A 12,191-nucleotide genomic window follows, 5' to 3' on the forward strand; every position below is an offset into this window, starting at 1 on the left:
CTCTGCTTGTTCTTTATCTACCAAGATCTTCCGGGCTTGCCGATGGCTTTGAGGGTGTCGGGGCGTTTGACGGTTTTGCCGACGTCGTAGCGGGGTGCCCGGTGCTTGTTCTTGGCGCCGGGTGGCCGTCCAGGACCGGCCCCTCGGGGTTTGGGAACACGGGCCGGGCAGGCGAGATGAGCGCGGATGTTCCTGAACCCCCGGCGGACCCGGGCCGGGGTGAGCCGGCCGGAGGCGGCGGGTTTCTCCCAGGGCCGGCGGAGGTCCGCGGCGAGGGGCCGGGCGAGCCGGAGCTGGGTGTGAGCGACGATCAGGATCCAGGTCCAGCGGTCCGCGGCCTCGGGGGTGCGGAGTTTCGGGGTGGTCCATCCGAGGGTCTGCTTCGCGAAGCGGAAGGTGTGCTCCAGGTCGAAGCGGCGGAGGAATGCCTGCCAGAAGCGGTTCACATCGTCGGGGGTGGCACCGGTCTTGGAGGACCATAACCACAGTGGTGGAGCGTCCCGTTCCTTCGACAGGTGCTCGACCTTCAGCCGCATCAACGTGCCCTCGACCAGAGGTAGTTCGCCGTCGTGGTCGAGCCATGAGGAGCGGTGGGTCAGCCGGGGGTGGACCCGGTCCCATGCCTGGGTCTCGGCCTTGCCGTAGTTGGTGGTGTCGGCGACCGTGGTGATCGCGGGCTCGGGCCAGGTCTCCGGCTTGGTGAACCGGAATTCCGGGCCGTGCTTGGGCGGCCGGCCGTTCGTCCCCGGTTGGCGGGTCGGCTTCGGCAGGCGCATGACGCGGTCGGAGCGGACTCGGCCGACCAGCTCGACGGGCAGGTCGCGCAAGACCCAGGCCAGGCGGGTGACGTCGTAGCCGGCATCGCTGACGATCACGATGTCCGGGTTCCCGGCCTGCCACTGGCCGGCGGCGATGAGTCGTTCAATGACCCCTCGGAGCTGGGCTGCGGTGACAGCGGTCGCGTCATCGGCCGGACCGAGCCGGACCGCATCCAGGATCGCGGTCCACGACGTGGCGCCCGGCTCCAGCACGGCCACGAAGGAGTAGGGCCAGCCCGGAATGAACTGCGAGGCGGTCTTCGCACGGCCGTAAACGTGACAGAACAGGCGGTCCGCCGAGCATGGCGCGTCCGAGCGGAGCCACGGCGACACATCGACCGCCAGGACCATGCGGCCGCCGTCGAAGCGCGGCAGCGGCAGGCCGGCCAGCACCGTCCGCAGCCGGTTGGTGTCGAGCCGGCCGTGGTTCAAGCCGCCATACATCGCTCCGTGCCCACGCCGGTGCTCGGGCAGCAGAGTCAAGTCCACCGGGGACTTCACCGCACCGTCCGCACACAGCACCGCGTCAGCCAACTCGAACAACTCGTCGCGCCGGGCGGTCAGACACTCGTAGAACTCGCCCCGGAAGCGTGACGCTTCCGCGAACGCCTCCCTCCGGACAGAGTCAGGCAGCAGACTCACTCTCACGGCCTTCGTCTCGGTCACGTTGCACCTTGGTCGGAGCACATGATCAGACGAAGGTCGTCCCCACGTCCGGCGAATCCTCAGGTGAGCGAATCCGTTCGAGACGCCATTCGAGACCGTGGCACCATGTACCGCATGACGACGAACCGAAAGGTCCATGCCGCGTAGACGGCCAGGACACATCCGTGCCGGCGCCCCCGGCAGCCACCAGACCACCGGTACAAGGCCGGTCATCGACGGCCTGTCTTCGCGTGCGGTCTCCGAGATCATCCGCCTTGAGCACACCCGCAACTATCTGCAGCCAGGCGACGTCAGCGCGGCTGTGAGTCTGTGGAAGGACTACGTCCACCAGCCCGAGCGCACCCTGTGGCACGACTACGAGTGGGGCAACGTGCACTGGTACTGCTGTGGCAACCCTCTCGAAGCCCGAGCCCTCCTCGACACCGTGATGCAGGCCCTATCACCACGAAGCGCCCGCGAACTTCGAAAGATCGTCCACCGGTCAGACGCCGTCTGGAATCTTCCGACCCCGCCCTACGACGCGGCCGGAAGATAAAGAACAAGGTCAGTAGATGTTCCAATTGCTTCTTCTGCGCATCGGGACCAGCCGGAGAACGGCGTAGCACCGACTCCTCAATCACGAAGGAGAGTTGCGGTGGCGGGGTACGGGTGAGCAGCGCCTGCCGGGCGAGACGGGCCTCCACCCGGCGTTCAATCTCGTCGGGTTCGAGCACCGGACAACGGGCGTCGAGCACCGCACGTGCGTACGCCTCGGTCTGAAGGAGGCCGTGGAGAACCAGCGTGCTGTAGGTGTACAGGCTGACGCAGACCTTCTCCAGGTCCACGTACCCCTCGAACCAGGCCGGGTGTTCCGTGCGGTCCAGTTTCTCCGCCGCCTTGGCCAGCACCTCGCCCGCGTTGAGGAAGACCGTCGCCTTCTCCACGAAGGTGGGCGGCGGCATCCGGTCACCGAGTTCGACCCGGGTGATCATCGTGCGGGAGTACCCGACGTGGTCCGCGAGTTGCTGGATGTCCTTTCCGGCCGCCTCCCGGACCGCGCGGACCACCGCGCCGAACACCCGCATGCTGCCGGTGCCTTCGATTCCCATGAACATCGCCTCTTCGGCCGGATACAAGGTCACGTCATCGCGGCCAAGTAATCACGGGATGCCGTACAAATGGTCAGCTCGTCCGAATGATCACCCGGAACGGTGATTCGGTTGCGCGGGACCCGCTCGCCTCTCCCTCGCGTACGCCGGGCGCGGCCAGGGGGCGCACGCCGGGGCGGGGCTCGCCACTGCCATGGACTGACGTCTCACGGGAACCAGGGCGGCGTTCTTCGATGTCGGTTCAGCGGTAGGGGAGTTGCTGCGAGAATCCGGCGTGGCAGCCCGCACGTCGCCGCAACGGGGGTCGCATCGCCGATGAGAGAGTTGTTGACCGCCGACCCGCACGAGGTCGGGCCGTACCGTCTGCTCGCGCGTCTCGGCGGTGGGGGGATGGGGCAGGTGTTCCTCGGGCGCTCGCCGGGCGGGCGGACCGTGGCGGTGAAGCTGGTCCGGGCGGAGTTGGCGGAGGACCGGCAGTTCCGGCTCCGGTTCGCCCGGGAGGTGGAGGCGGCCCGCCGAGTCGGCGGGTTCTACACCGCGCAGGTGGTGGACGCCGACACGGATGCGGTGCCGCCGTGGCTGGTCACCTCCTACATCGCCGGACCCTCGCTGCGCGAAGCGGTCTCCGCCTGCGGCCCGTTGCCCGACGACACGGTCGCGGCGCTCGGCGCGGGACTCGCCGAGGGGTTGAAGGCCATCCATGCGTGCGGCGTGGTCCACCGGGACCTCAAACCGGGGAACGTCATCGTCGCCGACGACGGGCCGCGGGTCATCGACTTCGGCATCGCCCGCGCGCTCGACGCCACCTCGCACCTCACCCACGCGGGAGTGATCGGCACGCCCGCCTTCATGGCTCCCGAGCAGATCCGCGGGGCGGAGGCCACACCGGCCGGCGACGTGTTCTGCCTCGCCGCGGTGCTGGCCTACAGCGCCCTCGGGCGGGGCCCGTTCGGGGACGGACCGACCGAGGCCGTCATCTACCGGGTCGTGCACGGGGACCCCGATCTCTCCGGGCTCTCCGCCGACCTCACCACCCTGGTCGCCGCGGGCCTGGAGAAGGACCCCGAGGACCGGCCCGAGGTCGCCGAAGTCCTGGACCTGTGCGCCGCGTTGGCGGGTTCGGGCGGTCTGCGGCTGCCGCCGGACGTGGGCGAGATGATCAGCCGGCAGGCCGCGGAGACCGCGGTGCTGACCACCCGCACCCCGGCCGATCCGCCGACCGGCCCGGTGACCCCTCCGCCGCCGTTGCCGCCGCGCCCGCCGGTGCCGCCCGGGCCGCCGACCGCCGTCACCGAGCATCTGCACGACCCGGGCCCGCCCACCCGCGTCGAGCCGCTGCGGACGATCCAGGCGGAGAAGGGGGCCAAGAAGGGCGGCTACACGCCGGTGCTGGTGCCCTGGCTGCCGGGGGAGCGGGCCGGTGCGCGGCGGACCACGGTCCTCCGCTGGAACAAGCGGATCGGCGACGACGTAGCCGTCAACGACACCCTGTTCGAGACCACCTCGGTGCACGGCGACATCGCGATCTCCTCGCCGGTCAAGGGCACCCTGCTGATCGTCTACCGCGGCGCGGGCCGGTCCGCCCGTACCGGCTCGGTGATCGCGGGCATCGGCACGCCCGGGTCGAAGATCACCCGCCGCCCGTGGCCCCGCCCGGCACGGATCACCGCCGTCCTGACCGCCTGGCTGGCCGCCCTGGCGGCGATCGCCGCACTGGTGATCCTGCTGGCGGCTTCCGTCGGCCCCCTCTACTCGGGGGACATCGCCAAGGCCAAGGTCGGCGACTGCGTGGCGCAGGAGTACGACAAGAGCGACACCGCGCACTGGATCACGAAGCCCTGCTTCCTGATGAGGATGCGCAAGTCCCTGAAGGGCAGCGGGAACAAGGCGATGAACTACTACGGGAAGGTCACCATGGTCGACCCGCCGAAGGACTGCGACACCTACGACCCGGACTGGCAGCGTGACAGGTTCGAGCACGTCTCCTTCTGCACGAAGAAGCTCTGACCGGCCCGCTACGCCCCCTCGTGGAGCACGTGCGTGATCAACTCCCGCTGCGCCGGGGTGAGTCCGGGGTCGGCGCAGCGGACCTCGCGGCCGTCGACGGTCAGGACGTAGCCGAAGCCGTCGGGGACGGGCGGGCGCGCGGGGCCGGGGGAGTCCAGCGCCGACCGGGCGAGGGATTCGAGCAGGGCGGCGTCGGAGCGCCCCGCGGTGTCGAGGGTGGCCCGCCGCGGGATGGCGGCGAACCCACCGGAGCGGACCACCTCGATGCGCACGGGACTCAGGCCTCCTGGGTCTGCTCGCCGGGCTGCTGGCGCGGAAGTTCGGCGCTGCCGGCGGCCGCGGTGGTGACGCCCACCGTCGACCACGCGGCCCGCACCGCCTGGTACTGCGCACCTTCACCGTAACGCGCCTTCGCCGCCGCGAGCGTGGCCGCGGCGAAGCCGGCGAAGTCCGCGTTCGAGGCGAGCGAGCCACCGGTGAGGGTGTCGTACCAGATCTGCCCCGCCTGCTTCCATGCATGCCCGCCGAGCGCGGCCGCGGTGAGGTAGAACGCGTGATTGGGGATGCCGGAGTTGATGTGCACCCCGCCGTTGTCGTCGGAGCCGGAGACGTAACCGTCCATGGTGCCCGGCTGCGGGTCCTTGCCGAGGTGCGGGTCGTCGTAGGCGGTGCCGGGAGCCTTCATGGAGCGCAGCGCCACACCGTGGATGCCGGGGGCGAGCAGGCCCGCGCCGATCAGCCAGTCGGCCTGTTCGGCGGTCTGCTGGAGCGTGAACTGCTTGATCAGGCTGCCGAACACGTCGGAGACCGACTCGTTGAGCGCGCCGGACTGGCCCTGGTAGTCGAGGTTCGCGGTGAACTGCGTGACGCCGTGGGTCAGTTCGTGGCCGATGACGTCGACGGGAAGGGTGAAGTCGAGGAAGATCCGGCCGTCGCCGTCGCCGAACACCATCTGCTCGCCGTTCCAGAAGGCGTTGTTGTACCCCTTCAGGTAGTGCACGCTCGCGTTCAGCGGCAGCCCGCGGCCGTCGATGGAGTGCCGGGCGTACGCCGTGAGATAGGTTGCGAAGGTCGCACCGAGCCCGTCGTACGCGCGGTTGACGCTGGCGTCCGTCGACGCCTTCGCGCCCTCGGCGCGGATCTCGTGCCCCGGCAGGTCGTCCTTGTGCTGCGCGTCGTAGATGGTGCGCTGCGGCTGGTCGGCCCCCTTCGCGGGCTCGGCCGGCCCGGTTCCGGCGCGCGGCGCCGCGGTCGGGCCGATCGCCGCGTGCAGGCCCCGCCGGGTCCGCTGGCGGGCGTCGTGCTCCAGGGTGTGGCGGGCGGTCCCGGACAGCTCCGGGTCGTCGGACCGGGCGAGGCGGTCCAGGATGTGCGGCGGCACGATCGTGCAGAAAACTCCCATATGCGCAATGTGACAGCTTTCCCCACTCTCTGTCACCGGTTTCCGGCGGCCGCCACGAAAAGGGGGTAATCGCGGAGCGCGCGGTGGACGCCCCGGTCGTCTTGCATGCTGAGAGGAAGTACGCACCGGCTGCGTCTTCCCGCCGGGGTTCGGTTAAGGTCATGGGCATGCGTTTCGGGCTGCTTCTTCTTAGCTGCCGCGGCGAGGGCCTGTAGTCGTAGGCCGACCCCCTCCCCGCGGAGTTTCGGCGTTGCCCCAGCCGTCGGCCGCCCCGAGCGGACCCCGAGGAGAGCACACCCCGATGAACCCCCAGCCCAGCCGGAACCGTGTCGGCCGTGCCACGCCCATCACCGCCGCGACCGTCGCGCAGCGACCGACCGCGATGCCGATCCACAAGTACGGCCGGTACGAGCAGGTCGACATCCCCGACCGCACCTGGCCCGGGGCCCGCGTCACCAAGGCGCCGCGGTGGCTGTCCACCGACCTGCGGGACGGCAACCAGGCACTGATCGACCCGATGTCCCCGGCCCGCAAGCGCGAGATGTTCGACCTGCTGGTGCGGATGGGCTACAAGGAGATCGAGGTCGGCTTCCCCGCCTCCGGGCAGACCGACTTCGACTTCGTGCGCTCCATCATCGAGCAGGACGCGATCCCCGAGGACGTGACGATCTCCGTCCTGACCCAGTCCCGCGAGGAGCTGATCGAGCGCACCGTGCAGTCGCTGGTCGGCGCGCGCAGGGCGACCGTCCACCTGTACAACGCGACCGCGCCGGTCTTCCGCCGGGTGGTCTTCCGCGGCACCCGCGACCAGGTACGGCAGATCGCGGTGGACGGCACCCGGCTGGTGCTGGAGTACGCCGACAAGATCCTGGGCGAGGAGACGGTCTTCGGCTACCAGTACAGCCCGGAGATCTTCACCGACACCGAGCTGGACTTCGCGCTCGAGGTCTGCGAGGGCGTGATGGACGTCTGGCAGCCCGAGGAGGGCCGCGAGATCATCCTCAACCTGCCCGCCACGGTCGAGCGCTCCACCCCCTCCACGCACGCGGACCGGTTCGAGTGGATGTCGCGGAACCTGTCGCGGCGCGCGTACGTGTGCCTGTCGGTGCACCCGCACAACGACCGCGGGACCGCGGTGGCCGCCGCGGAGCTGGCACTGATGGCCGGCGCGGACCGGATCGAGGGCTGCCTGTTCGGGCAGGGCGAGCGGACCGGCAACGTGGACCTGGTCACCCTGGGGATGAACCTGTTCAGCCAGGGCATCGACCCGCAGATCGACTTCTCGCAGATCGACGAGATCCGTCGCACCGCCGAGTACTGCAACCAGATGGAGATCCACCCGCGCCACCCGTACGCGGGCGACCTCGTCTACACGTCCTTCTCCGGCTCCCACCAGGACGCCATCAAGAAGGGCTTCGAGGCGATGGCGGCCGACGCCGCCGCCCAGGGCCGGACCGTCGACGAGATCGAGTGGGCGGTGCCCTACCTGCCGATCGACCCCAAGGACGTCGGCCGCTCCTACGAGGCCGTGATCCGGGTCAACTCGCAGTCCGGCAAGGGCGGCATCGCCTACGTGCTGAAGAACGACCACAAGCTGGACCTGCCGCGGCGGATGCAGATCGAGTTCTCGAAGATCATCCAGGCGAAGACCGACGCCGACGGCGGCGAGGTCACCCCCGGCCAGATCTGGTCGATCTTCCAGGACGAGTACCTGCCCACCCCGGACCACGCATGGGGCCGAATCGCGCTGCGCTCCGCCCAGACCTCCTCCTCCAGCGACGGCGCCGACGCGCTGACCGTCGGTGCCGAGGTGGACGGCGTGCCGACCACGCTGACCGGCACCGGCAACGGCCCGATCTCGGCGTTCTTCGACGCGCTGGCCTCGGTCGGGATCGACGCGCGGCTGCTGGACTACTCCGAGCACACGCTCAGCGAGGGCGCGTCCGCGCAGGCCGCCTCCTACATCGAGTGCGCCATCGACGGCCGGGTGATGTGGGGGATCGGCATCGACGCCAACACCACCCGCGCCTCGCTCAAGGCCGTGGTCTCCGCCGTCAACCGCGCGGGCCGCTGATCACCCGTCAACCCGCGTGAGTGCCGGCCCCCTTCCGGGTCACCGTCAACGGGCGGCCGGTACTCACGCACCCGGGTGATTTCCCGCGGGCCGCGGCTGTCCGCGATGAGCTTCCGGCCGCCGCGTTCCTACGGTGTCGGACATGTCCCTGAAGTCCCTTTCTTCTCCCCGTGCTCTCCCCCGGTCCGGACGCCCCGTCGCGGCGGTCCTCGCGGCCACCGCGGCGGCGGCCCTGCTGGGCGGCGCGGCGGCCGGTCCCGCCGCCGCCCGCGCCGTCGACCCGGCCCTGCCCATGCCGGTGACCGCCCTCCCGGTGTCCCCCCTCCCGGTGACCGCCCTCCCGGTGTCCCCCCTCCCGGCGGCGTCCTCCACCGTCCCCCCTGTGTCCTCTGGGCCCCCTGTGTCCGCTGCGTCCGCTGCGTCCGCCGCCCTCGCGCAGGTCGCCGCGGTGCTCCCGCACACCCACTGCGTGCTCACCCTGCACGGCACCGACGCCCCGGTCGCCCGCTGCGGGGCCGCCGCCGAGACCCGCGCGGCCCGCACGGGCACCCTGCTGATGACCTGGTACACCGGCCCCGGCTACGCGGGCGGCTCCACCGACGTGCGCAGCGCCGACGGGCCCTGCGACGCCGGCGGGGCGGCGGTCTTCGACATCGGCGGCAGCCTCGGCGGGAGCTGGGACCACGCGATCTCGTCGTTCCGCGACCGCGGCGGCTGCGCGGTGGTCCAGGGCTGGAGCGGGCCCGGGTACGAGGGCCAGACCCGTACCTGGGTCGGCGATCAGCCCTACCTGGGCGCCGACTGGGACGACGCGATCGCGTCGCTCGTGGTGCACGGGTGATCGGCCGGAAACACCCGCCCAGGTGAATTGCCCTCGTACGCGGTACTGACTGGACCTGTCCGCTGTGGCTAACATCACGCTGTACGGCACCGTGGCCGCTGCGCACGTTCGGGCCGTTGCGGATGCGTACCGGGACGAGGACGGCCGGAGGGTGCGATGAAACTGGGGCCTATCTGGGGTGTGCGCACGGCCTGGCACACCGAGGACGACGGCGAGTTCTACTGCCCCGAGTGCGGCGGCGACCGCGCCTACCACCGCAGAACCGGCACCCGCCGGCTGACGGTGCTCAGCGTGCCGCTGCTCGCCCGCGGGCCGGCCGGCACCGTCATCGAGTGCACCGCGTGCCACCGGCAGTACGGCTCCGAGGTGCTGCTCTGCCCGACCACCACCCGCTTCTCGGCGATGCTGCGCGACGCGGTGCACACCATCGCGCTGGCGGTGCTCACCGCGGGCGGCGCCACCGCCAAGTCCACCCGCGAGGCCGCGGTCGGTGCGGTCCGCGCGGCGGGCTTCAGCGACTGCACCGAGGACCAGTTGCTCGGCCTGCTCGCGGCGATCGTCGCGGACGAGGGCAGGTTCCGCCGCTCCGACGAGCTCGGCCCCGACTCCTTCGCCGAGGCCGTCGACGGCTGCGGCAGCTGGCTGTCGATCGAGCTGCACGAAGCCCTGGAGCCGCTGTCCGACCACCTCGAACCCCAGGGCCGCGAGCGGGTGCTGCTCGAAGGCGCGCGCATCGCGCTCGCCGACGGGCCGTACCTGCCCGCCGAGCGGGACGTGCTGGAGGCCATCGGCCGCTGCCTCTCGCTGCACACCGACCACATCGACCGCCTGCTGAAGGCGGCCGCGACGGCCGCGTGAGCGCGGGCCCGCGCTGCCGGCCGGCCGCCACCGCGGTCCGCCCGCCGGTCGCGTGAGCCGGGCCGCCGCCTTCTGGTCCGCTGCCCGGTGCCCGCGCCCTCCCGGCCGCTGCCGGCCGGGGGTGGTGGGGTCCGCTGCCCGTACGCCGCCGCGTCCCGCGTCCGTACGGGCCCGTACCGTGCCCCCGCCGCTCCGCTCCGCTACTCCCCGGGGAGTACCGGCCCTCGCCGGTCGGCCCCGGGGAGTAGCGCGTTCTCGGCCGCGGGCCCGACGAGTGCACCGCCGCGCGGCAGGCAGGCTGGGACACGCTGCCCCTTTCACGGAGGATGTCCGCGTGCACCTCAGCTCCGCGCTCCCGCGCGCCCTCACGGCAGGAACCTCCGGCATCCCCCGCCCGAAGGTCTCCCGGAACGACGTGGCGCTCGCCGTGCTCGTCCTGGTCGAGCAGTCGTTCGTCGCCGCCCTGCTGCCCGAGGCGGGCAACAGCCACCGGCCGGACGTGCTCGGCTGGATGCTGCTCACCGGCAGCGCTCTGATGCTGGTGTGGCGCCGGCGGGCGCCGATGGTGTGCCTGCTGGGCATGGTCGGCTTCGTCGCCGTCTACCACTACCTGCAGTACATCCACGTCGCCCCGATCCCGTCGAGCGTCGTCGCCCTGTACGCGCTGGCCGTGGCCGGGCCGCGGCTGCGCACCGTGGTGACCGTGCCGCTGGTGCTCGGCACGATGATCACGATCATCTCCATGGCCGGCAAGCAGGACGCGGTCGCGACGATGGTGCAGAGCGCGGGGTGGATCGTGGCGGTGCCGGTGGCCGGCGAGGTGGTCCGGGTGCACCGTGCCTACGTCGGCGCGATCACCGAGCGGGCCGAGCGGGCCGAACGCACCCGGGAGGAGGAGGCCGCCCGCCGGGTCGCCGAGGAGCGGCTGCGGATCGCCCGCGACCTGCACGACCTGCTCGCGCACTCCATCACGCTGATCGGCGTGCAGACATCGGTGGCCGCGCACATACTCGTCGCCGACCCCGACCGGCTGGACCGGACCGCCGTCGCGTCCGCCCTCGACGCCATCGCGGACACCTGCCGCGAGGCCCGGCTGGAGCTGCGGACGACGCTGCGGGTGCTGCGCGCCGACAGCGGCGGCCCGCTGCCCGACCTCGCCGGCATCCCGGCGCTGGCCGGCGCGGCGGAGGCGGCCGGCGCGCGGGTCTGCCTGTCCCTCGACCTCGCGCCCGAGTCGCCCGAGTCGCCCGAGTCGCCCGAGCGGCCCGCGCCGCCCGCTCAGGACCGCCCCGCGGACGCCCGCCACGGGGTCGGGCCCGCGGTCCAGGCGGCGGCCTACCGGATCGTGCAGGAGTCGCTGACCAACGCCGTCCGGCACGGCGGCGCGGCCGGGCCCCGGATCGAGGTCGAGATCCGGCGCGAGGGCGACACCCTGCGGCTGCGCGTCGAGGACGACGGGCCGCATGCGGGCAAGGCGCGCGGCGCCGGACGCACGGAGGGCTTCGGCATCGTGGGCATGCGCGAGCGGGCCCGCAGCGTCGGCGGCACCTTCACCGCGGGGCCCCGCCCGGACGGTCCGGGGTTCGCCGTCCACGCGGAACTCCCGCTCGTGCCGCCCGCGCCGCCGGAGCCGGGAGCGGAACCGGAAGCCGCTCTCGCCGGCGGGCCCCCGCACGTACCGGCGCCGCCCGCACGCAAGGGAGAACCGGCATGACCGCGTCCGACCCGATCCGGGTGCTGCTCGCCGACGACCAGACCCTGGTACGGGCCGCGTTCGCGATGCTCGTGGAGTCCGCGCCGGACATGGTGGTCGTCGGCGAGGCGGCCAACGGCCTGGAGGCGGTCGCGAGGGCGCACGAGGCCCGCGCGGACGTGGTGGTGATGGACCTCCGCATGCCCGAGCTCGACGGCATCGAGGCGACCCGCCGGATCGCCTCCGACGACGACCTCGCCGGCGTGCGGGTGCTGGTCCTGACCACGTACGACGATGACGATCACGTGGTGTCGGCGCTGCGTGCGGGCGCCTCCGGCTTCCTGGTCAAGGACACCCGGCCCGCCGAACTCCTCGACGCGATCCGTACCGTGGCGGCGGGCGACGCGCTGCTGTCGCCCGGCCCGACCGCGCGGCTGATCGCCCGGGTACTGCGGCTGCCGGACCGGCCCCGGCTCGGCGTGCCCGCCCCGGCCGGGCTGGCCGCGCTCTCGGACCGGGAGCGGGAGGTGCTCACGCTGGTCGCGCGCGGCCTGAACAACGGCGAGGTCGGCGCCGCCCTCGGGCTGAGCCCGCTCACCGCGAAGACCCACGTCAGCCGGATCATGGGCAAGCTGGGCGCCCGCGACCGCGCCCAACTGGTGATCTCCGCCTACGAGTCGGGCCTGGTCGCGCCGGGCACCGACGGCTGACGGAGAATCGTTCCCCCGGCCGGCGCCGCCGTAG

10 protein-coding genes are annotated in these 12,191 nt (G+C 72.1%); 6 read left to right on the forward strand and 4 right to left on the reverse strand.

Translation table 11 applies throughout. The features are described 5' to 3' along the window. Positions 1-17: 17 nt before the first annotated feature. The gene (locus C4U44_RS00005; protein WP_103884115.1) at positions 18-1,460 is read right to left on the reverse strand and encodes an NF041680 family putative transposase; all 1,443 of its coding nucleotides are present in this window, start codon (positions 1,458-1,460) and stop codon (positions 18-20) included. Between the two features lie 314 nt (positions 1,461-1,774). Next, a complete protein-coding gene (locus C4U44_RS42215) occupies positions 1,775-2,605 on the reverse strand; it encodes a helix-turn-helix domain-containing protein (RefSeq protein ID WP_235031701.1) in 831 nt (276 codons plus the stop codon). Positions 2,606-2,887: 282 nt separating this feature from the next. Here C4U44_RS42215 and C4U44_RS00020 point away from each other — a divergent pair, with 282 nt between their 5' ends. Beyond that, complete coding sequence (locus C4U44_RS00020; RefSeq protein ID WP_103883459.1) at positions 2,888-4,579, forward strand: serine/threonine-protein kinase; 1,692 nt, start codon at positions 2,888-2,890, stop codon at positions 4,577-4,579. An 8-nt stretch (positions 4,580-4,587) separates the two neighbouring features. On the opposite strand, the gene C4U44_RS00025 is transcribed toward C4U44_RS00020, so the two are convergent. Both C4U44_RS00025 and C4U44_RS00030 read right to left on the reverse strand, forming a co-directional pair. Further along, complete coding sequence (locus tag C4U44_RS00025; protein WP_103883460.1) at positions 4,588-4,851, reverse strand: protealysin inhibitor emfourin; 264 nt, start codon at positions 4,849-4,851, stop codon at positions 4,588-4,590. 5 nt (positions 4,852-4,856) lie between these two features. After that, positions 4,857-5,981, reverse strand: a complete 1,125-nt coding sequence (locus C4U44_RS00030) for a M4 family metallopeptidase (protein ID WP_103883461.1) — start codon at positions 5,979-5,981, stop codon at positions 4,857-4,859. 301 nt (positions 5,982-6,282) lie between these two features. On the opposite strand from C4U44_RS00030, the gene leuA reads away from it, so the two are divergent. The 5 genes from leuA to C4U44_RS00055 all read left to right on the forward strand — a co-directional run bounded on the left by leuA (position 6,283) and on the right by C4U44_RS00055 (position 12,157). Next, entirely contained in the window at positions 6,283-8,055 is a 1,773-nt protein-coding gene (gene leuA, locus C4U44_RS00035) for a 2-isopropylmalate synthase (protein WP_103883462.1), read from the forward strand. Between the two features lie 142 nt (positions 8,056-8,197). Then, positions 8,198-8,896, forward strand: coding sequence for a hypothetical protein (locus tag C4U44_RS00040; RefSeq protein WP_103883463.1), 699 nt, complete (start codon positions 8,198-8,200; stop codon positions 8,894-8,896). Between the two features lie 156 nt (positions 8,897-9,052). Beyond that, positions 9,053-9,754: a TerB family tellurite resistance protein gene (locus tag C4U44_RS00045; protein ID WP_103883464.1), complete on the forward strand. Its 702-nt coding sequence runs from the start codon at positions 9,053-9,055 to the stop codon at positions 9,752-9,754. Positions 9,755-10,088: 334 nt separating this feature from the next. After that, entirely contained in the window at positions 10,089-11,468 is a 1,380-nt protein-coding gene (locus tag C4U44_RS00050) for a sensor histidine kinase (RefSeq protein WP_407642755.1), read from the forward strand. Beyond that, positions 11,465-12,157 (forward strand): response regulator, encoded by a 693-nt coding sequence (locus C4U44_RS00055; protein ID WP_103883465.1) that lies wholly within the window; start codon positions 11,465-11,467, stop codon positions 12,155-12,157. Before C4U44_RS00050 ends, C4U44_RS00055 begins: the two co-directional genes overlap by 4 nt. The last annotated feature ends 34 nt before the right edge of the window (positions 12,158-12,191 follow it).

It is taken from the genome of Actinacidiphila yanglinensis (assembly GCF_900107965.1).
GTDB lineage: Bacteria > Actinomycetota > Actinomycetes > Streptomycetales > Streptomycetaceae > Actinacidiphila > Actinacidiphila yanglinensis.

Bases quoted from the DNA above. Each gene is read 5' to 3' on its own strand.
- leuA (WP_103883462.1), top strand. From the start codon at position 6,283: ATGAACCCCCAGCCCAGCCGGAACCGTGTCGGCCGTGCCACGCCCATC.
- C4U44_RS00040 (WP_103883463.1), top strand. From the start codon at position 8,198: ATGTCCCTGAAGTCCCTTTCTTCTCCCCGTGCTCTCCCCCGGTCCGGA.
- C4U44_RS00030 (WP_103883461.1), bottom strand. From the start codon at position 5,981: ATGGGAGTTTTCTGCACGATCGTGCCGCCGCACATCCTGGACCGCCTC.
- C4U44_RS00020 (WP_103883459.1), top strand. From the start codon at position 2,888: ATGAGAGAGTTGTTGACCGCCGACCCGCACGAGGTCGGGCCGTACCGT.
- C4U44_RS00055 (WP_103883465.1), top strand. From the start codon at position 11,465: ATGACCGCGTCCGACCCGATCCGGGTGCTGCTCGCCGACGACCAGACC.
- C4U44_RS00045 (WP_103883464.1), top strand. From the start codon at position 9,053: ATGAAACTGGGGCCTATCTGGGGTGTGCGCACGGCCTGGCACACCGAG.